The organism is Sphingobacterium sp., assembly GCF_039596235.1.
Taxonomy (GTDB): domain Bacteria; phylum Bacteroidota; class Bacteroidia; order Sphingobacteriales; family Sphingobacteriaceae; genus Sphingobacterium.
Map to the genome: position 1 here is coordinate 187,243 of NZ_JBCNKE010000011.1, position 24,602 is coordinate 211,844.

The window sequence follows — 24,602 nt, forward strand, 5'->3', positions numbered from 1 at the left end:
GCATTCAGATAATCGCTTAATGACAAGTCCGTATCAATCTCTAATTTCTACCGCAGCCTATAACGATGGATTTCAACACCCCTGACGGTAATATTTTGTAATTATGCAATTTGTTTGGATGTAAAATGAAGTTTCAAATAGCTGCATACTTTAACTAAAGCCGTTTGTCATACGATATTGATATGTGGCTTTGGTTTAGGAACACCTTAGTATAATTAACGAAAGACAAGGTAATTAATGATTCAACATGTTTTTTTGTTCAAAAACAGGAAAAAGTAAGAAGGTATTTATACTTTTGATAACGCTGACAGCAATTCGCTTTTCTAATCAAAATCCAGTTGTGAAAGACTGGAAGAGCAGCAATTGGCATTGGTTAATTAGAAGGATAGCTGAGCTAAATTACTTATTATGTACAACTTTAAAAATGACTATTCTGAGGGAGCCCATCCCCGCATTTTGGATAAACTTATTGAAACCAACCTGCTACAGCAAGCAGGATACGGAGAAGATGAGTATGCACAAGAGGCCAAAGCAGTTTTAATAGAAAAATTGAATAATCAAGCCGCAACAATACATTTCGTATCAGGGGGCACCCAAACGAACTTACTGGTTATTTCATTCCTCCTTCGTGTCCACGAGGCGGTAATAAGTGCAAAAACTGGACACATTGCAGCAAATGAAACTGGTGCAATAGAAGCCACGGGACATAAAGTCATTACTACTGAAACGGTGGACGGAAAATTAAGACCTGAAGATATCGCTAACCTCCTGTCCGAATATGCGCTGGCTCCCCATGTGGTGAAACCAAGAATAGTTTATATTTCAAATTCAACAGAAATTGGCACAATTTACACGCATGCTGAACTCAAGGCGCTCTTTGAGTTTTGTCAATCCCATCAGTTGCTGCTGTACTTGGATGGTGCCCGATTGGGACATGCGCTTGCTGCTGAAAATAACGATTTGACACTTGAATCTATTAGCCAGTGTACCGATGTTTTTTATATCGGTGGCACCAAAAATGGTGCACTTTTAGGAGAAGCCATTGTCTTTAATAAACCTGAATTGGCGACAGATTTTGACTATGCCATCAAACAAAAAGGTGCGATGTTGGCAAAAGGACGTATCCTTTCGATTCAATTTCTGGAACTATTTAAAGATAATCTCTATTTTGATCTGGCGCGACGGGCAAATTCCCTAGCCATGCGTATTGCATCGGCAGTCCGGGAGAAAGGTTATACTTTTCTGACAGAATCCAACACAAATCAGGTATTCCCTATTTTACCAAAAAAGGTTATTGAACGTCTGAGTGCGAATTATCAATTCTATATTTGGAAACATATTAATACTGATTATGCCGCTATCCGACTTATCACCTCATGGGCAACGGATGAGGAAAAAGTGACGGCTTTTATCAGAGATTTACAGGAAGCGTAAGCAAATAAGACGATCATTTGATGGTGATATGCGCTATATAAACAAAGCGCGCAAGAATACGTTATTTCCTTGCGCGCTACAATTTTATTCCAATCAATTAATCTTTTGGTTCTACGGCTTTCCAAACCCCGGCGGCGACTGCTGCACCAACTAATGGAGCTACGATAAATAACCACAATTGTGCTAATGCATTTCCTCCAGCGAGGATTGCAGGACCAAAGGAACGGGCGGGATTAACCGAAGTCCCCGTCACCGGGATGGCCACTAAGTGGATCAGAAGCAGTGTAAATCCGATTGCTAAGCCTGCCATTGTACCGTTTCCAACCTTTGATGTTGTAGCCAAGATGACAAAAAGGAAGAGAAAAGTTAAAACTGCTTCAATAAGGAAAGCGGAAGCTGTACCATATTCATTTTGATAACCTTTCCCCCATCCATTAGATCCGTAAGCCCATTCGCCAGCGGTAAAACCAGCTAATTGACCACCTAAAATCTGTTGCAACACAAATGCGCCCAAAAGTGCACCAATAAATTGCGCAATGATATAGACGATGGCATCCTTAGCAGAGATTCTTCCAGCCAATAGTACCCCTACTGTCACGGCTGGATTAATATGACAGCCTGAGATGCCGCCAATAGCATAGGCGAAGACCACAACCGATAGACCAAATGCTACCGCAATGCCCAAAAGGCCTAGCCCCGAAAGTCCACCCATGGTATTAGCGCCAGCAATAGCAGCTGCGCCACAACCAAACAGTACCAAACCAAATGTTCCAATTAGTTCGGCAACAAACTTTGAAGAAGTTTTAATTTCCATATGAATCTGTTTATAACTTAGTTAACTCTAATTTACTCATTTTCTATATAAAAGAAGAATAACGAAAAAATTATTGTAGAACAATATCCACACGTAAAACAAACTTCAACAATTTTATTCTATCCATATTTCATCACAAGCCATCGAGACTTTTCGTCTGGGATGATAGCGCCATTCGGGGAGATACTGGAATGGTTTTGCCACAATATGTACAACCTTCACATCCTTTTCTATCGCTGTACTAAATTTGATTTTTTGTACGGTATAATCTTCGTCCAATGTTTCCGTTCGCTGCAGTAGCACCTCTTGCTCATGTTGCCCATCAACCGAGGTGCTAATACGAACTTCTTCAGGCGGAAAAATCCAATGTCGCGGATCTTGTAAAAAATTAAGCTCAACAACACCGATCTTACTGCTCTCCTTAAACTCAAAAGTAATATCCATCGATTCTCCGGTCCATAGTAACCAGTTATAGCTATAATCCGAATATCCTGATACACTATCAGTCAATGTTTTTATACCATTTGCCGGAAATGAAGGGTCGAAAGGATTCCGCATCTTTATTTGCGCAGCTGACGCTTTATTCAGGCGCAGTCCAGCTGCAAATATATCTTCCCATTCATCTTGATATTGGTCTGGGGTTGCCCCGCCTTCGGAAAGCTCCAAAACACCTAATTTTTTAGCATCTTCAACAAATTGTTGTACTTTCCGTCTGACAAGCGGCCTAACTACCCATTGCCCGTCGATCTCCTCAAATATTCCATGTTGACGGGGGCCATAAAATCTAGCTTGCTGCAAGTAAGTATAATCTAGACTAAGTCCTATCCGTCGAATGCGTTGTTCCAGCAGCGTGTCGCCTTCTACCAGCGCCTCGGCTTTCGCCAGCAGGTTACTATAATGGTCCATCGCAGCCGGGCTTAGAAAATCTCCTCTATTGTCAATCGGATTGCCATAAATAGAAAGTGCAGATGCAGCTGGGGGTAGTGCTTTTCGCCTTGCTTGAAGATATTCATATACCAGAAGACCAGCTTTCCCATAATATCCTTGTACAAATTCCTTTATAAGCATATCAGCAGAAATATTAGCATCCCAGACCAAATGAGCCAAGAGGTAGGCATTAAGCTCAGCCATATCGGTATAACTTGCGCCGCCACCTTGAAGAAAAAGACCTTCTGCTCCTGCATGTTCTAAATAGGTCAGATTATTTTGCAATGTTCCTTCAATAGGAAAAGGTGCCAGATAATTGGTAAATTGAGTTAGGTAATCCCAGACAAAAACATGTGCAGATTTGGCTTTCCAATCTCGCAATTGTTTACGAAAAACTGCTGCTGATGGCTCATTCGCTAGATCATATTGACGGAAAGCATCAATGTTGCTCAATATTACAGTTATATTATCTGCGACCCGGAGATGAGCCGGTGCATTTGCGGTCTCCAAATATGCCAATGTGGTAAACTTCTTGTCTGGAAATACTGCAGCTACCTTATTTACGAAACGTATCAAGGAGCCTTGCGCCCCCCCTTCAAGCTTATCTACAGCTTGGCATCGGTCACATGTACAGCTCCCTAAATCATCATTTGCGGCAATCGACCAATAGGTCGCTGAGGGATTTTCACGCATTTTTTCTTTAAAATAGTAGACTGTATGTTCGAAAACAGCTTCATTAGAAAGACAAAGCTGAGTGGGTTGACGACGGCCGTGATATAGGGAGTAATATTCCGGATGTGTTTTAAAAAATTTATCGGGTGGTAGGATTTTATTAAAGGTATGCCCCCAATCGCCCCATTTTTCTTCAAGATTATGTAAACCATACCAATCGAGATACGACTGATCCAGTTCCACCGGGAAATATATTTCTCGATATGTAAAACGCGGTTTAGCAAAAAGATGGAAGTCAGCATCTACCGACACTGTTTGCAGCTTAGGTATACTGGTATTTTCTTTTCCAGCATACCATTTGCGACCACCAAGGATTTCCCGTACATAGCGATAAGCAGCATAAATTACCCCGCGGCCACTGCCTTTAATGTACAAATTATTTTGGCTAAACTGTATGGAATAGCTGTCTTCGGGATATACGCTGTTGATAGCGACCTGCTCCAATATGATTGCAGGTTTACTTTGATCAGAAGCCTTAAAATCAAAGCTTGTACCCGTACTCTGTTCTGTATAATTATTAATCACTGCAGCAGCATGCGACAAGAAGGCATTTTGCTGATCAGCACAAATAACATATTGGGCTACACCATCTTTTACCAATTGAATTCGCTCTTTTCCATAGGCTACTGATGCACAAAAAAGCAAGCTTAACATATACTTCCACATTTTAAAAATATTTCTTCAGGGAAAGATTCAGATCATACTGATTCATAAATGTGCCTTCAGCCACCTTATAATAGCTCCATCCACCCATCAGCGTAAATCCCCAGCTATCTATACGATGCTGCCAACCTGCATTAATTGACCTGGACAAAAAACCATAACTGTTATTCAAGAATTGATAACGGGACGGATCATCAGGCGAGGTTCCGATATTCCCAATTATCGTCACATACGAATCCGGTTTCTCAGAGTTATAATAATGTCTTAGGCTCAATGAATACGCTTGATTCCACCGTTTCGCGTCATGCAATAAAAATCCCCTTAAATAAATGAAAGTTGGACCGATATATCGGCCAGCGGAAGCTACCATCCCATAGTTGTTGATATGATCCGCTGACCTGACATAGCGTCCACCAACATCAAAAAGCCAGCTGCCTGCTTCACGATAAATACTATAAGCTGCCCTCCAGGTGGGAAACACTGCGCCATCGGCCCAGGCAATGTGGTGATAAGCGTAAAGGCTTGGTCCATAATTTATCCAGGCATCCAATCCCGCCTGGTAACCTTTATCACCGCGTCTGTTTCCGTAATTAAACTGACCGATAAGGACATCCTTTTTATTGAGGCGTTGGCCATATTCTAGTCCTGAAATAAAAAAATGACCATTGGGTCTGTCTTGTGCACTCTGCATATGATTTAGACCAAGATAGAAATGATAAGGCAAATTTTCCCGGTATACCCTGGATAGCCGTCCGTAATCGGTATGGTCAGGGAATTGCCTTCGAAGCGGTTCGATATAGTCCAAAGCCAAAACATAATCTTTGTTTGCTGCAGCAATATTTGACAGCTGCTCACGAACAAATACACTGCTATCCCCTCTGCTCCTCAATAATTCATAAGTAGATTTAGCTTTATTATATTCCTTATTTAACATAAAGGCGGCGGAGCGTAAATACAAGGAACGATTGTCGTTCGAAGTTAAATTTTCCATACTATCCGCATACGAGAAAACTTTGCTAGTATCCCCACTAGCGATACTTTCACGTCCTTTTTTGTACCAATCATCCATCTGATAGCTACTTATATAAAGAGTCTCCCTGGCTTTAAATTCCCGATAGGCCTCTGTAATTGCTGTATCTTTCGGAAAACGCTGCAAAGCACGCTGCCATACCTGTTTAGCACGAAACCAATCGCCCACGCGCTCGTATGATAATGCTAGCGGCAAATAACTATCCTTGTAATTCGCATCCTTGGCTAATACTGATTCAAAATTCGGAATAGCCCAGTCAAACTTTCCCATTTTTTGATAGCTCAATCCTAGGATATAAGTAAAGTCGGTATAATCTGGATAGGTTGCGAGTACTGTACGGCTCAACATAATAGACTGATCCAGCTTGCCTTCACGTAGGTAACGTACGGCCTGGGGAACCAAACTGTCCACATCATGTTTTTTATTATTCCAAATTACCTGCGCCTCAAGAGGTGCTATCCAAGATAACTGGAAAAAAAAGAGGATATATAATAACTTGTTCATTTTTCTATTTTTTTGTCCCAATTGACGGTTCAGGGGCTAGCGTTCCTTTACGCTTCATATCGCCCCAGGCATGCTTCTTGCCGAACAACTCTTGTATATAGCCTTTCATTGAACTATACACAATAATAGGATGGTATACAAAAGGTTCTATAAATGCGGTCAGGCATAAACGAATAATGTCTTGTCGCCTTTTATAATACTTATAAACATAATTATCCAATAAAATCGAAAAACTGGTTAAGAATACGGAAAACATATATACAAATATCAATAGTAATATGGCCATAGGCCAATTGATTCCATTTGTTGCAATAAGATAGATGTAAAAAACAATGCCCAAAATCTCCATTATGGGAGCGAAAAATTCGAAAATGGCATTATAGGGAAATACAATCAGGCCAAACTGTCTATATTTTGGATTAAAGAAAGCTTTGCGATGGGTCCGCATTATCTGCATTAATCCACGTGCCCAGCGAATGCGCTGACGTGTTAGCATTTTTAGACTATCAGGACCTTCCGTCCAGCATAAAGTTTGGGGGATATATTTAATCGTATATTTTTGATGATTTTCGCACATAACCATACACATTCTTGTCACCATTTCCATATCCTCTCCTAATGAATGTGAGTCATAACCACCTGCAGCAATAAGGATCTCTTTATCAAATAATCCAAGGCCTCCAGATACATTGGGAATACAATTGAGATAATTCCAGCCCATTTTACCGAGCAGATAAGATCGTATATACTCCATTTCCTGGAATCGTGCGAGAATAGCTTTGGGCAAAGCAACTTCGACGAGCATGCCCGCATCTACATAACTTGAGTTAGACATCCTTAATGTTGCACCAACCGCTATAACACGTTCCTTTGAATCCAATACAGCCTCCATCAACTGAACTAGTGTATCATTGGCAAGCACGCAATCAACGTCTGTATTTAAGATGTATGGAAAAGAAGCGACATTTATGCCCGCGTTAACGGCATCAGCCTTACTCCCCCCATTGATTTTATCAATAACCGTTAATCTTTTATGGGAAATATCCCTTGACTTATAAATAGCTTTGATCTCCTGACAAGGAACTAAATAATCTACCAGGAAATCTATCTTTAAGAGGTCAAATTCACGAATTAATTTTTCCAAAGTGTCATCCTTGCTACCATCGTTCACGATGACAACCTCGTATCGCGAGTAAAAAAGTGTCATCAACGAACGCACATTATTGACGATCGTAACTGACTCATTATAAGCTGGTGCAACAATACTCACGCCAGGAGCAATTTCCGATTCCATCAGGGTTTGCACCAGTCTTGAATTTCGCGTGCGTAAATTTTTTCGGATTGAAATCGAGGACATTCGGAACAACAAAACGTACACAATCAAAAGCAGGAGACAATAGCAGCCAAACAGATATTCTATAGATGAAATAAAATCTTTCATAATAAGCTTCTTTAATGGTCAATAGAACAATTAAATATAATGAACCATCGGATTCGTTATATAGCGTATAAGCTTAGTGTTCGTCGCATCCGCTTTGTCATTTATTCTTCGCAAATACATTGTACTATAAGGTTTTTGAGTGATTAAAGATCGATACGCATGTTTACGCAGTTTGATTGGCAGTTCTGAATTCTCAAAAATATTAGCTAAAAAATCAAGCGACTTGCCTTGTCCCAGTCGACCAATGGCCTTTAGGATTTCAATTCGGAGATGTAGACTCTGATGCTGATCATATAAATCGCGTAGTTGCTGCTCGCTCTCCCTCGCAAGCAATTTTCCCAATGAGTTAACAGCTTTTATAACTGTATTCATATCTTTATTCGCTACAATTAATTTCCATAATTGACCAGGCTCCAGCTCCTGATAATATACCATCAGATCCATTAAGAGTTTGTTTACCGCAAATGTTTTGGATTCATCCAACCATTGCGAGAAAGAATACGTTCCAAAATAATCTGTCAGCACTACAGTTTGATAGATATCAACAGCATGCAATTCATTGATTCCCTCAAGCTGGTTAAACACCCGGTCAAAAGCTTGTTTCCCTTGCACCTGTAATAGGTATCGAAAAGTTGCTACGCGAATTTCGATCTTTGGGCTTGCTAACAATTTGTCCAAGACACTTTCCTGTACTACAACTTTCATCAGTGCCAAATCATTTAAAGATCGGATCATAGGAACCATGTGTTTTGCTTCATGCCTGATTTCATATTGCGCCTCTTTATCATACCCCAGTTCGTTAAATAAATTCCGCATACTGCGCCCTTTTTCCCCGCCAATCGTCCTTATAAATTCATGTAAAATATTGCGTACAACTTTAACCTCCAATCTCTTCTCTAAATTCAGTCCTAACTTGTCTATTGGAAAATGACTAACATTGTTTTCCACCAGAACCTGTTCATAGATAAAATCCCTTAAAATTGGATAAATTCGTGAATAACAAATCCGATACCGATAGTCTCGATAGTAAAATATTGTGATTCCGATAAGGCAACATGTCCAGAATAATACGCTCAATATCAGCGCCACAGTAACCAATAGTGGCCATCCCCTGCCTTCAAAGAAAGTACGGACAACATGGATGATATCGTTAAGTATGCTAAGCATGACCTATTCTTAAACGGACGCGGGAAATAAGTTCAGAAGGTGATATAGGTTTCTTAATGTAATCATTTGCCCCAACCTCAAAACCCTCGACAATACTGTTGTCATCTCGATAGCCTGAAATAATGATTACAGGAACTCCATTGTTAATGCTACTTTTCCGAATACGGTCGATGATTTCATACCCATTGGCAAAGGGTAAAGCCAGATCTGTAATCACTAAATCAATCGTCTCATCGGAAACAAGCGCTAGTGCTTCTTTCCCTGATTTAGCAAGCAACAAGTCATAGCCTTCTCGTAGAAGGACAAATTGCATGGTACTTAATAGAATCTCATTATCTTCGATAATAAGAATTCTTTTCTTTTCGTTCCACATAATAGTACAATTAGTTTTTCATAGTGAAACAAAGCTCAAGAAAAAAATGAAAACAGCTTGTAGTATAAGCACTACAAAACGTTTTAAACGGTTTAAAACCCTACTTTTACACGGCTTATTTTACAAAATGACAAAAAACTGACTTTATTGCAAATTTAAAGATATTAGTTAATCCGCTTTACTAATATTTAAATTTTCAATTTCTTGGATAGATACCGGTAGTTTCTTTATTCATTTATGGCTATCAATCTAACGGAACTGATGCGATAATATTAAAACCGGATAAAAAATTAATAATGTATATTTACATAGGAAAAACAATTTTATGAAAATAGCTTTCTTTTCGACAAAACCCTACGATAAAGTCTTTTTTGAACGGGAAAATGAACATTATGGTTTTCAGTTCAATTTTTATGAAACCCACCTTGGCCCTCATATTGTCAATACAATTGAAAACGAGAAAGTTGTCTGCGTTTTTGTCAATGATAAATTAAACCGGCAGGTAATCGAAGTCCTTGCACAGAAAGGTATAAAGCTGATTGCTTTGCGATGTGCGGGTTTCAATAACGTTGATCTGGAAGCTGCAAAAGAATTTGGTATTCAGGTCTGTCGCGTTCCAGCCTATTCCCCGGAAGCTGTTGCTGAACATACGATGGCCATGTTATTGACACTCAATAGGAAAACCCACAAAGCCTATAATCGTGTCCGCGAACAAAACTTTGCCTTAAACGGCTTGTTAGGCTTCAATATCCATCAAAAAAAGATTGGTGTTATTGGAACCGGAAAAATTGGAAAAGCATTTATCCGTATTGCCCTAGGATTTGGAGCAGAGGTGATCGCCTACGATTTATATCCTGACCAGGATCTAGCCAGTGCCGGGGTTCGATACACCAGTCTTGATCAATTATTTAAGGAATCAGATATAATCTCCTTACATTGTCCGCTTACAGCAGATAATCATTACCTCATCAATAAAGAATCACTGGCAAAAATGAAGGCTGGTGTGACCATTATTAATACAAGCCGAGGCAATCTTATCCATACAAATGATGCCATTAATGCATTGAAAGAGCATAAAATCGGATTATTGGGAATTGATGTCTATGAACAGGAAGAGAAACTGTTTTTTAAGGATCTATCCACAACAATCATAGAAGATGACACCATCCAGTTATTAATGAGTTTTCCAAACGTTTTAGTAACAGCACATCAGGCTTTTTTTACAACAGAAGCACTCACCCAAATTTCTCAACGAACATTAAAAAGTATTGCAGATATACTGACCACCGGCGTAACCGACAATGAGGTGATTGTATAGCAGTACATCCATAGATCAATAATTTTAACATGAATAATACAGAGGACAATAAAGTTTTAAAGGGCTTTATATTGGCTGTTAGCGCAGCCATACTTTGGGGTGTCTCCGGTACTTTTGGTCAATTTCTTTTTCAACAACGAGGCGTAAATGTCGAGTGGCTGATTACCATTAGAATGTTGGTAACGGGTGCTGTCCTCCTCATTTTAGCAGGGGCAAATAACAGCAGGGACTTGTGGTCCATTTGGAGCAACCGTAAAGATGCCATTGAACTGCTCCTGTTTAGTATTGTTGGTGTCCTTGCTGTTCAATATTCCTATTTTGCTGCGATCAACTATTCCAATGCTGCTACAGCAACGGTGATGCAATACACTGGCCCAGTTATGATCGCGATCTATATTGCGTTGAAAGAGCGAAAATTTCCCAATGGAAAAACATGTCTGGCCATTTTACTCGCAGTTTTAGGTACATTTTTACTGGTTACCCATGGCAAAATGGGCACACTTTCAATCTCTGGAATCGCCTTATTCTTTGGATTAGTGTCTGCAGTAACACTGGCCTTTTATACCTTACAACCTGTTCATCTCCTCAATAAGTATAAGTCAACAGTTGTCATTGGCTGGGGTATGCTCATTGGCGGAATTGCATTTTGTTTTGTCAGGGCTCCTTGGGATGTTGCCGGTGTTTGGGATATGCAGACCTATACCTATACATCGTTTATCGTTATTTTTGGAACCCTCGTCCCTTTTTACGCGTATCTCACTGCAGTCAAATTAATTGGCGGTCAAAAAACCAGTCTTCTCGCTTCCGCTGAACCTTTATCAGCGGCATTACTGGCGGTATTATGGCTTAACACCCCATTTGCCTTTACTGACTGGATGGGCACTGCATGTATTATTCTGACAATTGTTTTATTGGGAAGCACAAAAAAAGAAGAAGCAAAACCTTGATCTTTCAACAGCATTTGATTTGCTATTGATTTCTTAATTCTTGCTTATAGCTTAACCACCATTCATCCAATTGCTCGATAATCGGCAACAAAGTCTTGCCTATTTCACTCAGTTTATATTCAACACGTGGTGGCGATTCTGCATAAATCTGTCGGCACAGAATACCATCACGCTCCAGTTCACGCAATTGTACGGTTAATGTTGTCTGTGCCATATCATCCATTTCCCTTCGCAATTCCCCAAATCGCTTAGGACATTCCTTTGCAATGGCTTTGATCAGTAAAACCTTCCATTTTCCGCCTATAATCTTGAAAATACCATTGACATCGCAGCAACTGCCAAAAAAATCACTTTTTTTTTCGTCCATAATCACCTCATATTGACCATTAGTTCATAAAACCATACTAAGTACATCATTTATAACTACTTGATCATAAAAAATTTCCAAACTACTTTTGACTATAAAATTATCAAAAACTTTCTATATGCGCTTCCAAATTAAAGATTTGCTTCATATTTCTATCCTATCCATCGGCATCTTTTTGTTTGTCATCGATCTATTCATTATCAATGTATCTTTGCCGACCATACAGCATGCCTTGGATCTGAGCAATAGTGCAACGCAATGGATTATTATTCTATATATTATTGGCTATGCTAGCCTGCTGATCAATGCGGGCAATGCCGGAGATTATTATGGCAAAAAGAAATTATACCTACTGGGGATGGCCGGTTTTACTTTTGCTTCGGTATTATGTGGACTGTCAACCAATATCTATTTCTTATTATTAGGCAGATTACTTCAGGGAATAAGTTCAGGTATGATGGTGCCACAGGGTATCGCATTAATTACCTTACTTTTTGAAGATGCGGCAAAACGATCAATGGCCTTGGGGATATATGGCAGTATTGCGGGTGTTGCTTCTGTTATCGGCCAGCTGCTCGGTGGTCTGCTTCCGGATCAATCGTGGATACAGGAAAGCTGGCGCCTTATTTTCCTCATTAATATTCCTATTGGTGTACTTGCCTGCATTGCTGCTTATCGTTATGTCCCCAGCGATCAGGCAAAGCCCAAATCCACCATCTCATTTGTACCGATGCTAAGTTTGTTCATACTCATGATAGGTACGATATACCCCTTGATCATGGGACCTGAGCTGCATTGGCCGATCTGGTGTATCCTGCTGTTGGGGACTGCCCTCATCTTAGCCCTGTTGTTCCTAAAAAAGCAGCAGCAACGCTTCCAAAAAGGACAACAGGCACTTTTTAATTTTTCACTCTTTCGCAGCAAGATCTTCAACCTCGGGCTAATAGCTGCACTGGCCTACTATATGGTGCAAGATGCCTATTTTATTATTAATTCCAATTATTTACAGAACCACAAAAGTTATACCGCAACAATGACAGGTATTGCATTCGTTTATCAGGGTATAGGCTACGTTGTTGCCAGTCTGATGGTGAGCAGGTTGATTCAGCGCCATGGCAAAGCCGTTGTCATCACCGGATTGACAATAATGGTTATAGGCTTATTTCTTCATTTACTTATTTTCAATACAGTAAATGAAGAAATAAGCGATCAGCTTCATCTGCTCTTTTTCTTTTATGGCCTTGGATGTGGCAGTGTGCTCCCCTCTCTGATGACGCTTGCATTAAAAGATGTCAACAAGGAACTAATCGGGGTTGGATCCGCCATCTATCTCACGATACAGCAGCTATCTATCTGTCTCGGTATTGCTTGTGTTGTTGGACTTTTCCTACATGCAAAAGGAAACACCTTCTTCCAGCTGAATAACGTCACTGCTGCTTATGGTTATGCAACTACGGTATCTATGCTGTTACTTATCTTAGTGGCCTGTTGCATTGTCTGCTTACCGACAATTCGGAAACCGAAGGGGAACTTTATTAACGCTTAACAGCAAGCAGTATGACTGTGAGTATAAAGAATGCCAATGAAATATTGAATTAATCTTTTGGTTCGTATTTTTTAAACAGTGTGTAGTCATATGGAATGTGCATACTTAAAGACTTAGCCTCCCATGTATCTCCACCTTCGGGAAGATAAAAGTCATAAGCATTGTCAAGGAAATTCTCCCCGTCAGGAGCTTCCTGCCAATGTTTCTTTTGCCGATTATAGAGTAATATCATGCAACTTACACAGTAGTTGTTGCCCTGTTTATTGGGGTTTTCATAACATTTACCGACTTTGATATTTAATTTTTGCTGAATGATCACATCTGTCAACCGCCTATTTGTAAGGTAAATTAAAGCCAATTGTGCATCTTCATCTGTGGGAGACTTCCTCGCCGGTATCAGTTTGTCAAATTGCGCATTTTTAATCTTCTCCCTTTCTGCTGATTTAAATTCTGGAGTAAGAAGATTGGTATCTACAGGCCGAAAATCCTCCGCATCAGCCACTCGGCTAACACCAGGTTCTAAAGAAGCTCCTCGTGCTGCTGTGTCAGCGCCTAATGCTGCCGCCCCATCATGATTTTTACCAAACAGCTGTCCCATTTCCAATAAATGATGTTCAATATGATTAAAACCAACAATATAGCGTAAAAAAACAAAACCTACCACAAGTGCAGATAGACCTATTATTAAGCCTTTTTTGCTCCTTCCACCCTTGCTTTTGTCTTTTTCTACTTCCAAAAAAGAGGAAGGGACAGACTCTTGACGCTGAGCGGGATCGCTGAGCGGAACTTCGTCGTAATCAACTAGAAACAGGTCTTTACCATCAAAAAGATCAATATGTCCATCTTCGAACATTTGAACAATATCGTGGGCCGTTTTCAATTTTACATTTGCGCGATTGGCGATCAGTTTAATAGCGTCATCGTAATTGTTCTGTTTAATTAAATCTATAATTATACCTTTATCGATTTCGATTTTGTTAACGAGAATAGTTTTGTTCATCTAGCTTTATGTTCCTTTAATTGACCCTAGCTATCGTACCTCTTTACGATACTTAAAAATGAGATTAATAAATGGAAGATCAATGAAAATTTCTTCCTTTATAAAAAACATCATTCACCGGCTCATCCTCTTCTGCCAGATTTTTTAATAAGCCTGACATATCAAAACACCTTTCGGCGATGATATGGATTACCTCTCCCTCCACCTGTACTTTTCCGGCTACCATAAATAATTTAGCCCGAAGGATCTCCTTTCGGTATTTTTCGAATATCTTACTCCAGATAACCACATTTGCAAAGCCAGTATCATCTTCAATAGTCACAAATAGCACACCTTTGGAGGTACCCGGACGCTGCCGTACTGTAATCAATCCACATACTTTGACAGGCATGTTATTTTTGATCAGGTTTAATTTTTCAGTTGGAACAACGTGAAGCAGATCCAGTTTATCGCGCAGAAAACTGACAGGATGTGCTTTGATGGATAGCCCGGTTCTTGCATAATCAGCTACGACATGTTGGCTGGGACGCAACAAAGGTAGCTCAATCTGCCCTTCTATGCTTTGTGGAGAAGGTTTTCCTTCAAATAATCCAATGGAACGATCTCCTAAGGCAGTGATTTCCCACAGTGCCCTCCGCCGATCGAATCCTAATGAACGGAAAGCATCAGCCTCAGCCAGCCGCTCCAGTCCAGACATCGACAAACCAACTTCCACCATCCTTGTAATAGTCGAATATCCATGTTGTCGCTTCGAGGTCAACAACAACGCTTCTTCTTCCGAAAATCCCTTAATCTGACGTAACCCCAAGCGTAGGGCATGCTGGCTCCCCATTTCACCTTCCAGCGTATTATCCCAAAAGGAATGATTGATATCTATGGGGAGAATTTTCACCCCATGGCGCTCCGCATCAATAACGATCTGCGCAGGCTGATAGAATCCCATAGGCTGACTATTGAGCAAAGACGCTGCAAAAATATCGGGATAATGGCATTTAATCCAGGAAGAGACATAGACCAGCAGTGCAAAAGAAGCTGCATGACTTTCCGGAAAACCATAACTACCGAACCCTTCCAGCTGTCGAAAAACCCGTTCAGCAAACTCGGCTGTATAATCTTTCTTCATCATACCGTCGATCATCTTTTGCTTGAACACCGACACCTGCCCTTTTGCTTTAAAGGTCGCCATACTACGGCGCAGTTCATCTGCCTCGGCAGGTGTGAATCCGGCCGCAACGATCGCAATCTCCATGGCCTGTTCCTGAAACAGCGGAACACCCAAGGTTTTTTTTAAAATCGCCTTAATTTCTTCCTTAGGATAGTCCACAGCCTCTTCCTTATTACGCCGCCGCAGGTACGGATGCACCATATCCCCCTGTATAGGCCCCGGACGTACAATGGCTACCTCAATAACCAGGTCATAAAATTCCCTCGGCCTTAGTCGTGGCAACATAGACATCTGCGCCCGGCTCTCAATCTGAAATACCCCCAGGGTATCGGCATGACAGATCATATCATATACCTTTGGGTCATGGTCAGCGCCAATATCAGCCAAAGTCAGCTCCAACCCATAATGTCTTTTGGCAAGATCAAAAGCCTTCCGGATACAGGTCAGCATCCCCAGTGCCAGTACATCTACTTTCAGGAAACCCAACGCTTCCAGATCATCTTTGTTCCACTCCAAATTAGTTCGGTTATCCATGCGGGCATTTACCAAGGGACAGAGTTCATGCAGATTGCCCTGTGTAATAACAAAACCACCGGTATGTTGCCCCAGTTGCCTTGGAAAACCGATATACTGGTGCGTCAATTCAAGTACCTTGCGCAAATGCGGATCGTCGGGATTAAAACCCTGTTCCCTCAGGCGCTCCAGGTCAATATAATCATCCCAATGGCTGCTGACCACGCCAGCCAGACGGCCGACAGTATCCATGGATAGTCCCATGGCTTTCCCCACATCACGTACAGCACCTTTGGCACGTACCTGCGTTACCGTCGCTACAATAGCCGCGCGGTTGCGACCATATTTCTCATAGATGTACTGGATCACCTCTTCGCGGCGTTCGTGTTCAAAATCGACATCGATGTCGGGTGGTTCATCCCGCGCATCGGACATAAACCTTGCAAAGAGCAATCGGAATTCAGCAGGATTGACCGAGGTAATGCCTAGGCAATAACAAATCGTCGAGTTGGCCGCCGAACCACGTCCTTGACATAAAATGCCCCTTTCTTTTGCAAAACGTACATAATCATAAACGGTCAGAAAATAAGAAGCGTAGTTTTTCCGTTCGATAAAATCAAGCTCCATCTGGATGGTGTCCCGAATAGCCTCCGGGATCTGATCACCAAACCTATCTTTCGCCCCTTTCCATGTCAAATAGACCAGTTCTTCCTGCGCGGTACGTCCATTCGAAGACAGTTCATCTGGATAAACATATTTTAGATCATCCAGGGAGAAGCTGCATGCTGTAGCTATTTCCATTGTCCTGGCGATGGCATCAGGATAAGACCTAAACAGACGCTCCATCTCCGCGATGGGTTTCAGATAGCGTTCGGCATTTGGATACAATTTAAATCCTGCATGCTGAATGGTACATTTCTCCCGAATGCAGGTTAAAACATCCTGTAGTTCCCGCCGTTCGGGTACATGATAATATACATCCCCCAAAGCCACAAGAGGAATAGCAAGGTTGTCGCCCAATTGTTGTATACGGAACAGAAGTTTTGCATCATCGCCGCGATATAATCGTTTGATGCCCAAATATAGCGCCGCGCCCAGTTGCTGTTTATATTCCGCCACAAAAGCGAGAAAATCTGCTTCCAGTTCAAATTTAGCCGTCAGTCGAGAGGGTGGACAAATGATAAATTTGATTCCTTCCTTATACTGAAAGACATCCGACCGATAGAGCTCGCATTTTCCTTTCTCAGCGCGCAGATTACCGACCGTCAATAAGGATGACAGGCGTCCATAAGCTTCTTTATCGGTTGGATAAGCCAATAAACTTGGGCCATCCTGTAAGTCTAGGCGACAAGCTGGAATAAGTGTAATTCCGAACTTCTTCGCGGTAGTATGCGCGCGCACAATACCCGCAAAACTATTCCGGTCAGTAACCGCGATTTTGCGGTATCCCAGTTGTGCTGCACGTTCCATCAGTTCTTCTGGATGGGAAGCCCCTTCCAAAAAACTAAAATTGCTCGTTACCTGTAATTCACAATACCCCATTATTATGCAAAAAAACCATGTAAAAACCATTGATTGGACAAGCTGTCGTCGTAATGACCTGAACGGTAAAGCCAAAATCGTTGGCCTTTTTCATCCTCAACAGCATAATAATCACGATGTTCACCATTATCTATCCACCACTCCCGTTCGATACGCTCCGGCCCATCCGCCTTTTTAATGGTATAAACTTCCCCTTTGTAACGAAATAACAGTGGTGGATAATCGGGAATAGGCGCTGTAACCAGAATAGGTTCAGGTATGCGCAACAAACGTGTGGGCCGGGGTCTTTCAATTTGCCAGTCAACAGTGGCTATTTCCTGGACTGAATCAGCAGTTTTCATGGACCGCTCAGGCCAATAATGTGCTGCGGGAAGATAACGGGAAATATCGCAGGCAGGATCCCTGCTTTTCAGACGATCCAATAATTCGGTGACCTTGGGATTATCTAACCCCATGCGATTGCCCCATAAATTCTCCTGAACAGGATCTGCCTCCTCTACTTTAGGGATTTCCAAGATAAACAGTTCAATCCCCAATGCAGGTTCTATCTGTGCGATTTTTAGGGCAAATAACTGAAATAAATGCTGTAGGTTTGCTGTCGCCCGATTGGTTCCGATGCTGATCTGCTCTATTTTCCCGTCCACCCGATGACATTGTAATACAGCCTCCCGTACACCTTTACCTTCACCGATCAAGCGTTTACAGATTGCTTCTAAAAGCTGCTGCAGGGCAAGCTCAATACCTTCGGCTGTGCGTATCGGTTCCAGACAGGGCAAACGTTCTTCATAGGGAATGAGTGGCTTTATGGAAACAATAAATTCATCTTCTTCTCCGATAGCCTGATCTAAGCGGAGAAGCAAATGATTTCCAAAACGTCTGCGAAGCGCAGTGCGTGGCATGGTCGCAAAATTTCCAATTATTTTTAAACCAAGGCTTTGCAACCGTTCCAGCACAGAAGTTTCCAGGCGAAGTGCCCGGGCAGGTAAAGTCAATAAGGCATCAAACTGCATATTCGGCTTTACAATATTGTTTTCCTTACCAAAACGAGCGATTGCCCAAGCTGCCCCAATCGTATCTGCAATACTCATCTGCACATCGTATCCATGCTGCTTAAACCTGGAGACGATATGCCGGACATAAGATTCTTCTCCACCCCAAAGGTGGGCACAACCACTGATATCCAAAATAATTCCTTCTGGTGGGTCTATTGCGACAACAGGTGTATACCGGATACACCAATGAGCAATATTGTGGAGCAATTTTTCCGTTAATCCGGGACGTTCATGGATCACTTTTAAGGAGGGTAAAAATGCTTTTGCATCCGCAATGGCCAAACCGGGATATATTCCTTCCTGTTCAGCCAAATGATTACTGGCATTGACGGTCAACTTTCCATGGTTAGGAATCGCCAATACAAAAGGTATTCCCCTGAGCTGGGGATGCCCAACAGCCATCCAATCTGTTTTTAGATGGCGGAACCACAGGGATGCAAATCGCTTTTTCATGCCAATCCCTGGTTAGGATAAAATTCTGCCCAGCCTGCAGCCTCTTGTCTTGTTTTAGCAACAGGCTCAAAGCCGTCGGTAGTCCATGTCATTTGCCATCGCCCCGGATTTCCGTTCCGGACTTTCAACAAGGTTATATCCCAACTTGGATAGCCAATTCCTGGCAACCCATCGTCCAATAGACTTGGCCGTGAACTGATCTGCCATCGTGCAGCACAGGCGGTGGCGCCTAATAGCTTTGGATTATGTTGCAGAATAAAACCTGTCACTCCACTTTTCTCCACGGCCAACTGTAAACGCCGCGACTGTACAAAATCGAACTGATGTATCTCCGCCAGTACAGCTGTTATCCCTTCACATTTCAGAGCCTCTTCCATCGCCCATAAAACGTCCTTTTCCCGACCCATACGGACAAAAATGACATGTTCAGGAACAACACCAAACGATTTTAGGGCAGAGGGAAATAGGGTATGAAAGCAACTTATCCAGATACAAATCCCACCATTCCGCATCATCTTGCCCAACAAACCACTAATAAAACCACAGGACACAGCTCCTCCTACCCGATCAAAACTAACAAATTCGTGAATTACCCCCCTTGGAAAAATACCATTAGGGAAAGCCTCTTCCAATGGGCCAAGGCCCATCGGAAGTACCTCAGCCGACTTTTGCGGTACTCCCTGCCATACCAACAGGTCTTTTTTCAATTGGTTGATTAAAGCTTTTTTTTCTGTTAATAACATAGCCACCTCCGTCTTAAGTTTAAGCAAATTTAATACTAAAATATTTAGTATAAAAATAGAAGTGCTATATTTTTTAGTTTTATGGGATTTATAAATAAGGATAGTATGCTTCTTTATTCCGAAGAATTATACATTTTCATTAGAAATCATTCAAAAATTGCTGAATAACATCCTTCTTTCTCGTTGCTACAGGAATCATTTTGCCATCTGACATCTCCAATTGACCATCCTTAAAATATTTTTTAATATAGTTTGCATTGATCAGATAAGATTGGTGACAGCGGATAAACTCTGTCTCGGGCAGCATGGTTTCGAAGTGTTTCAATACTTTAGAAACCATCATTGGCTTGTTATCCTTGATATAAAATGTCGTATATCCCTTATCCCCATGACAATAAAGCACATCATCAATATTCACAATCTGTGTATATTCAAAGGTACGCAGAGCTATTTTTTTAGGTTTATTCGGAGCCTTCAGATAGTTCTCCGCCATATTTAGCTGCATGCTATTGAACCGATATTCTGTATTCTTTTTATAACATTTTTCGATCGCTTCTATAAATTGCTCTGGAACTAAAGGTTTAAGCAAATAAGCAATGGCCCCAATATTAAGGGCTTCAATGGCATATTGATTGAATGCTGTAATAAAAATCGTATTGATATCCAATTTAAGTTCAGAGAGAAAGGATAAGCTCGAACCATCTTTCAGTTGAATGTCAGCCAGAATCAGATCGGGATTCGATGCCAGAAGCTCCCGCTCGGCCTGAGCAATGGAAGGACTATAGCCCACGATTTGAACATAGGGAATACTATCCAGGAGTGACTTTATATACAAGTATATATTATACTCATCTTCAAGAATATAAACTTTCATAATATTGATTTTTTAGTTAAAATATAAAACTAGTGGAATATAAATTTCGACTTTATAACCACGCTGATCATCGTTGTAATTTGGTTTTATTTCAATCCGGGCTGCTGGTTCAGCATCCGCAAACAAAAGCTCCAAACGTTCCTTTGTAATGAGTTGCGATAAGGAGGTTTTATGCGGAACCTGTTCTTTGTGCACCTGCATCCCCCAACCATTATCACAGATGCTAACATGCAATTGATTTTGATCTTGTCGGAAAGAAATCTCAAGTTGCCCCCTATAAGGTAAATTCTTAAATGCATGTTCAATGGCGTTTTCCACAAATGGCTGTATGATCATCGGTGGAATCATGACATCATCCAGGTCCAGATCATCCGTCTCAATCTGAAAATCAAAAACGTCCTGATAACGCATCTGCTGTAAAAGTATGTAATTATTTAACGATTTAATTTCCTGATCCAATGAAATATATTCTTCCCTATTCAGTTCAAGAATATCACGGATCTGACGTGACAATAAAAGCAGGTATTGATTGGCCTTCGCTTTTTGTTCACTGCTGATCAATCCCTGTAAATTGGCAATTGCATTATATATAAAATGCGGATTCAGTTGATTTTGTCTTGTTTTTTGTTCTAAAATAAGCTGTTTATTCTCTGCGAGAATACGTTGATTGATGTTTTGAAGTAATTTCTGTTTGTTTCTGAAATAGATAAAAAATGCGATACTGAATACCAGGGCCAACAGGATTACAAATATCCAGCGTTGTTGCACCAATATCTTATGATTGAATGCATTTGTCGTTCTTAATAGCATAATCGCCTGATCCTTTTTCTCCGTTTGGTATTTTGTATTGATATCGTTGATTTTCTCGGCTTCGATCCGCTGGGTACTCCGTTTATAATCTTGAAAGGTTGAATCCAATGCAAAATATGCCCGTTCATAATCTCCTTTTAATGCATAAGCTAGCTGCAGATTTTTATAATAAAACATTTTATTATGCTTGATCTTATTCTTTTTGATAAACCGTAGACCGGCATTAAAATAAAATATAGCCGAATCTACCTGATTATTGTTCAAAAAATTCTTGCCTAAATTCGCATATACATAAGCATTCAAGGTATTCGTCGCCCGTAAATAATTGAAATACTTTTTGGAGGCTTCTACCGCTTTTGAGTTATTATTGATACTAAAATAATACTGCGATTGTAAGTCATACATACGCATGATAATGGATGAGTCTTTCGTTTCATTCGCATAATGTCTACAACTATCCAAGGTACCTTTTAATTTCTCAAAATCATGCAGGGCCATATATTGCATAAATTTCATTTCCTGATAAGCTTGAGAAACATGTGCATTGGATTTATTGGGATGATAATGGTACCAGGACTCAACATCTTTCAGCGCCTCTCTGTAGTTTGCCTGTCGGTATTCCGCATTGGCCAATAGATTATAGAATAGAAAGGTGAATACACTTTTCTGTTCTAGGGCATACTCTTTTGCATCAATAATCTGTGCCACCATCGTCCCGCTGGTTACTTCATTAAAGCTGAAATTGGCCCGGATCCCCAGGTAATCTTTTAAAACGGTCACATCTGGAGATAATTTTTGCCCTTCCAGATTTCTTAAGGTGATTTCGATGGAATCTATATTGTCATCCAACAGATATTCATAGGCCAACAGAATTGAACTGTAAGGAGAATGTTCAAAATAGCCATCTTTCAATAATTCATTTCTTTTCTTTTTCACAAGAGCTGCACTCCTGAAATCCTGTGTCGAAAGATAGGTCAATAGCACATTTTCATAACTCAGCTCAAGTGAATCATTCGTTACTATGGTATTTTTATTCGAATCTTGACTCTCATTTTGATGGCAGGAAAATAGCTGGAAGAGCAGTAAAATTACTATAAGACAGCGAAATACTCCAGTTTTATATATGCTCATCAACATGATTTATCAATTTACATTTGTTCTCTTCTAAAAACATTTATACAGCTCCAGCGGGTTTAAATAATGATAGTAGCATCCTAAAACCGAAGCTTTAACACGCAAAATAATCCTGTTCATGAGGGCTATATCAATAAGTAACCGAATATCGGAATATTCCCAACAAAACAATAGCCCTAAATTCAAAAATATTTAACTTTCCTGATATTTAAGTATGATGATTCATGGAAATATTTATAGGAACATACTACTTTCAAATCATCCTCCAACAGCTGGTTCATCATCTTTTAAATTAGGTTGTGTATAAAATAATTTTGCCATACTGTTTTATTGACAAACAAATTTACCGGATCTAAAGAAGATAATTTTGGCTACTTAACAATGATATCGATAGGATTAATATTCGTGCGGAATGCGCTAATTTCTGAGTTAAAGGTGAAGCTACTGAATTTATTTTGATGATTTAATGTAACAAATGGACGTTCACCTATACTTATCGGACACATTACATATTTTAGCGCATAATGACCAGCAGCTTAACATTGAATTTCATCAACTGGGACGTCAATAGTGACATCTTTACTGTACCGATCATCAATCATCCTATCCGTTGGTACGGCATATTTTGGCTACTGGGAATTGTCCTATGTTACAAGATGCTATGGACAATATTTAAAAAAGAAGGCCGGCCCATCGAATTTTTGGATCAATTAAGCATCTATATTGTCCTGGGTACAATTATAGGTGCGCGTTTAGGACATGTCCTATTTTATGATCCATCTTATTATCTCAGCAATCCCCCAAAGATATTCGCTATATGGGAGGGCGGTCTGGCCAGCCATGGCGGTGGAATTGGTATTTTACTCGGCATATTTTTATTTACAAAAAAACAGAAGCTTCCCTTCCTTTGGGTTGCAGATCGAATTGCGCTGGTGGTGCCTATCGCCGGAGCTTGTATCCGCATAGGTAACCTGATGAACTCGGAAATGATCGGCACCAAGACAAACCTACCCTGGGCTTTTATCTTCACAACTATTGATCAGATTCCGCGGCACCCGGCACAATTGTATGAAGCATTATTTTGCATCATGCTATTTTTTTTACTACATTATCTCTGGACAAAACCAATCGTTAAAAGCAGCACAGGTAGCTGCTTTGCCTTATTATTGATCCTATTGTTTTCTTTTCGATTTTTGGATGAATTTCTAAAACTCAATCAGGAAGATTTTGAAAATTCAATGTTGATTAATATGGGACAACTGCTTAGTATCCCTTTCATCCTGATCGGATCTACCTTACTTATCATCAACAACAGGAAAAAGAACAACAAATGCTGATACAGCAAAAAAAGCAGTAAAGATTACATGAAACAACTTATTTTAAAATACCGGACTGGAAGGCAACCTTAACAAGTTCAGCCGTATTTTTTACATTCATTTTTTCGATCAAACTTTGTCGATGTCCCTCTATTGTGCGTTTGCTCAAAAAGATTTTGTCGGCAATTTCCACATTCGTAAAACCGTCCGCAATCAATTTCAACACCTCCATTTCGCGTTCACTGATGTCAAAGGCCGGTTGTTGATGATTTGATAAATCTGTGTAATTTTGACCAGAAACCACATGATCAAGCAGCGCCATACTGATTTCCTCGCTCATATATCTACCACCATTAGCTACATGGTTAAGACCAAAAAGAAGTTCGTTATAACCCACATTTTTAAGCAGATAGCCTGAAAGACCTTGCTCAAACCCCTCTACTACATAATGAATCTGATTCAACATCGAAAGGATGACAACCTTAATCGACGGATACTTTACTTTGATTACCCGCAGCAATTCCATGCCGTCCATATGATCCATACTGATATCCGTTAAGATAATATCGGGCGACAGTCCATTGCTCAGTAGCTGTAACGCTTCATTGCCATCAGAAGCCTCTCCAATGACAACAAAATCCGCCTGAGATTCCAATAACAATTTAATACCATTACGTACAACCATATGATCTTCAACCAATAGTATCTTAACCTTACTCATCATTTGCTGTATTTAA

General features: G+C 40.5%; 19 protein-coding genes. 5 read left to right on the forward strand and 14 right to left on the reverse strand.

Annotated features, from left to right (window positions below; genetic code table 11):
* The first annotated feature begins 408 nt into the window (after nt 1–408).
* Nucleotides 409–1,434, forward strand: coding sequence for an aminotransferase class I/II-fold pyridoxal phosphate-dependent enzyme (locus ABDW32_RS21160; protein ID WP_343565827.1), 1,026 nt, complete (start codon nt 409–411; stop codon nt 1,432–1,434).
* Nucleotides 1,435–1,531: 97 nt separating this feature from the next.
* On the opposite strand, the gene ABDW32_RS21165 is transcribed toward ABDW32_RS21160, so the two are convergent.
* The 6 genes from ABDW32_RS21165 to ABDW32_RS21190 form a co-directional block, all read right to left on the reverse strand.
* Nucleotides 1,532–2,248, reverse strand: a complete 717-nt coding sequence (locus ABDW32_RS21165) for an MIP family channel protein (RefSeq protein ID WP_343565828.1) — start codon at nt 2,246–2,248, stop codon at nt 1,532–1,534.
* Nucleotides 2,249–2,362: 114 nt separating this feature from the next.
* Nucleotides 2,363–4,561, reverse strand: coding sequence for a DUF4838 domain-containing protein (locus ABDW32_RS21170; RefSeq protein WP_343565829.1), 2,199 nt, complete (start codon nt 4,559–4,561; stop codon nt 2,363–2,365).
* Between the two features lie 13 nt (nt 4,562–4,574).
* Complete coding sequence (locus ABDW32_RS21175; protein WP_343565831.1) at nt 4,575–6,104, reverse strand: YaiO family outer membrane beta-barrel protein; 1,530 nt, start codon at nt 6,102–6,104, stop codon at nt 4,575–4,577.
* A gap of 4 nt (nt 6,105–6,108) precedes the next feature.
* Nucleotides 6,109–7,545: a glycosyltransferase family 2 protein gene (locus tag ABDW32_RS21180; protein ID WP_343565832.1), complete on the reverse strand. Its 1,437-nt coding sequence runs from the start codon at nt 7,543–7,545 to the stop codon at nt 6,109–6,111.
* A 30-nt stretch (nt 7,546–7,575) separates the two neighbouring features.
* Nucleotides 7,576–8,712 (reverse strand): HEAT repeat domain-containing protein, encoded by a 1,137-nt coding sequence (locus ABDW32_RS21185; RefSeq protein ID WP_343565833.1) that lies wholly within the window; start codon nt 8,710–8,712, stop codon nt 7,576–7,578.
* Nucleotides 8,705–9,085 carry a response regulator transcription factor gene (locus ABDW32_RS21190; RefSeq protein ID WP_343565834.1) on the reverse strand — a complete coding sequence of 127 codons (381 nt, stop codon included), beginning with the start codon at nt 9,083–9,085 and terminating at the stop codon, nt 8,705–8,707. The genes ABDW32_RS21185 and ABDW32_RS21190 overlap by 8 nt, the downstream gene beginning before the upstream one ends.
* 325 nt (nt 9,086–9,410) lie before the next feature.
* Between ABDW32_RS21190 and ABDW32_RS21195 the strand changes: the two genes are divergently transcribed.
* Together ABDW32_RS21195 and ABDW32_RS21200 are read left to right on the forward strand one after the other, a co-directional pair.
* Nucleotides 9,411–10,403 carry a 2-hydroxyacid dehydrogenase gene (locus ABDW32_RS21195; protein ID WP_343565835.1) on the forward strand — a complete coding sequence of 331 codons (993 nt, stop codon included), beginning with the start codon at nt 9,411–9,413 and terminating at the stop codon, nt 10,401–10,403.
* A gap of 29 nt (nt 10,404–10,432) precedes the next feature.
* A complete protein-coding gene (locus tag ABDW32_RS21200; RefSeq protein WP_343565836.1) occupies nt 10,433–11,350 on the forward strand; it encodes a DMT family transporter in 918 nt (305 codons plus the stop codon).
* 22 nt (nt 11,351–11,372) lie between these two features.
* Here ABDW32_RS21200 and ABDW32_RS21205 read toward each other — a convergent pair whose 3' ends face one another.
* Entirely contained in the window at nt 11,373–11,717 is a 345-nt protein-coding gene (locus tag ABDW32_RS21205) for a helix-turn-helix domain-containing protein (RefSeq protein ID WP_343565837.1), read from the reverse strand.
* A 118-nt stretch (nt 11,718–11,835) separates the two neighbouring features.
* Between ABDW32_RS21205 and ABDW32_RS21210 the strand changes: the two genes are divergently transcribed.
* Nucleotides 11,836–13,263, forward strand: a complete 1,428-nt coding sequence (locus ABDW32_RS21210) for an MFS transporter (RefSeq protein WP_343565838.1) — start codon at nt 11,836–11,838, stop codon at nt 13,261–13,263.
* A gap of 49 nt (nt 13,264–13,312) precedes the next feature.
* Here the strand turns inward: ABDW32_RS21210 and ABDW32_RS21215 are convergent, their stop codons facing one another.
* From ABDW32_RS21215 to ABDW32_RS21240, 6 genes are all read right to left on the reverse strand, one after another.
* Complete coding sequence (locus ABDW32_RS21215) at nt 13,313–14,263, reverse strand: hypothetical protein (RefSeq protein WP_343565839.1); 951 nt, start codon at nt 14,261–14,263, stop codon at nt 13,313–13,315.
* Nucleotides 14,264–14,342: 79 nt separating this feature from the next.
* Nucleotides 14,343–17,483 (reverse strand): error-prone DNA polymerase, encoded by a 3,141-nt coding sequence (locus tag ABDW32_RS21220; RefSeq protein ID WP_343565840.1) that lies wholly within the window; start codon nt 17,481–17,483, stop codon nt 14,343–14,345.
* Nucleotides 17,484–17,485: 2 nt separating this feature from the next.
* Nucleotides 17,486–18,988, reverse strand: coding sequence for a DNA polymerase Y family protein (locus ABDW32_RS21225; protein WP_343565841.1), 1,503 nt, complete (start codon nt 18,986–18,988; stop codon nt 17,486–17,488).
* Nucleotides 18,985–19,731, reverse strand: coding sequence for an Error-prone repair protein ImuA (locus ABDW32_RS21230; RefSeq protein WP_343565842.1), 747 nt, complete (start codon nt 19,729–19,731; stop codon nt 18,985–18,987). Before ABDW32_RS21230 ends, ABDW32_RS21225 begins: the two co-directional genes overlap by 4 nt.
* 139 nt (nt 19,732–19,870) lie before the next feature.
* A complete protein-coding gene (locus tag ABDW32_RS21235; protein ID WP_343565843.1) occupies nt 19,871–20,605 on the reverse strand; it encodes a LytTR family DNA-binding domain-containing protein in 735 nt (244 codons plus the stop codon).
* Between the two features lie 12 nt (nt 20,606–20,617).
* Nucleotides 20,618–22,546, reverse strand: a complete 1,929-nt coding sequence (locus ABDW32_RS21240) for a histidine kinase (RefSeq protein ID WP_343565844.1) — start codon at nt 22,544–22,546, stop codon at nt 20,618–20,620.
* Between the two features lie 527 nt (nt 22,547–23,073).
* On the opposite strand from ABDW32_RS21240, the gene lgt reads away from it, so the two are divergent.
* Entirely contained in the window at nt 23,074–23,886 is an 813-nt protein-coding gene (gene lgt / locus ABDW32_RS21245; protein WP_343565845.1) for a prolipoprotein diacylglyceryl transferase, read from the forward strand.
* 37 nt (nt 23,887–23,923) lie between these two features.
* Here lgt and ABDW32_RS21250 read toward each other — a convergent pair whose 3' ends face one another.
* On the reverse strand, nt 23,924–24,589 hold the full coding sequence (locus tag ABDW32_RS21250; RefSeq protein WP_343565846.1) for a response regulator transcription factor: 666 nt from the start codon (nt 24,587–24,589) through the stop codon (nt 23,924–23,926).
* Nucleotides 24,590–24,602 lie beyond the last annotated feature (13 nt).

Coding starts and splice junctions, on each gene's coding strand:
- ABDW32_RS21160 (WP_343565827.1), top strand. CDS start 409: ATGTACAACTTTAAAAATGACTATTCTGAGGGAGCCCATCCCCGCATT.
- ABDW32_RS21165 (WP_343565828.1), bottom strand. CDS start 2,248: ATGGAAATTAAAACTTCTTCAAAGTTTGTTGCCGAACTAATTGGAACA.
- ABDW32_RS21170 (WP_343565829.1), bottom strand. CDS start 4,561: ATGTTAAGCTTGCTTTTTTGTGCATCAGTAGCCTATGGAAAAGAGCGA.
- ABDW32_RS21175 (WP_343565831.1), bottom strand. CDS start 6,104: ATGAACAAGTTATTATATATCCTCTTTTTTTTCCAGTTATCTTGGATA.
- ABDW32_RS21180 (WP_343565832.1), bottom strand. CDS start 7,545: ATGAAAGATTTTATTTCATCTATAGAATATCTGTTTGGCTGCTATTGT.
- ABDW32_RS21185 (WP_343565833.1), bottom strand. CDS start 8,712: ATGCTTAGCATACTTAACGATATCATCCATGTTGTCCGTACTTTCTTT.
- ABDW32_RS21190 (WP_343565834.1), bottom strand. CDS start 9,085: ATGTGGAACGAAAAGAAAAGAATTCTTATTATCGAAGATAATGAGATT.
- ABDW32_RS21195 (WP_343565835.1), top strand. CDS start 9,411: ATGAAAATAGCTTTCTTTTCGACAAAACCCTACGATAAAGTCTTTTTT.
- ABDW32_RS21200 (WP_343565836.1), top strand. CDS start 10,433: ATGAATAATACAGAGGACAATAAAGTTTTAAAGGGCTTTATATTGGCT.
- ABDW32_RS21205 (WP_343565837.1), bottom strand. CDS start 11,717: ATGGACGAAAAAAAAAGTGATTTTTTTGGCAGTTGCTGCGATGTCAAT.
- ABDW32_RS21210 (WP_343565838.1), top strand. CDS start 11,836: ATGCGCTTCCAAATTAAAGATTTGCTTCATATTTCTATCCTATCCATC.
- ABDW32_RS21215 (WP_343565839.1), bottom strand. CDS start 14,263: ATGAACAAAACTATTCTCGTTAACAAAATCGAAATCGATAAAGGTATA.
- ABDW32_RS21220 (WP_343565840.1), bottom strand. CDS start 17,483: ATGGGGTATTGTGAATTACAGGTAACGAGCAATTTTAGTTTTTTGGAA.
- ABDW32_RS21225 (WP_343565841.1), bottom strand. CDS start 18,988: ATGAAAAAGCGATTTGCATCCCTGTGGTTCCGCCATCTAAAAACAGAT.
- ABDW32_RS21230 (WP_343565842.1), bottom strand. CDS start 19,731: ATGTTATTAACAGAAAAAAAAGCTTTAATCAACCAATTGAAAAAAGAC.
- ABDW32_RS21235 (WP_343565843.1), bottom strand. CDS start 20,605: ATGAAAGTTTATATTCTTGAAGATGAGTATAATATATACTTGTATATA.
- ABDW32_RS21240 (WP_343565844.1), bottom strand. CDS start 22,546: ATGAGCATATATAAAACTGGAGTATTTCGCTGTCTTATAGTAATTTTA.
- lgt (WP_343565845.1), top strand. CDS start 23,074: ATGACCAGCAGCTTAACATTGAATTTCATCAACTGGGACGTCAATAGT.
- ABDW32_RS21250 (WP_343565846.1), bottom strand. CDS start 24,589: ATGATGAGTAAGGTTAAGATACTATTGGTTGAAGATCATATGGTTGTA.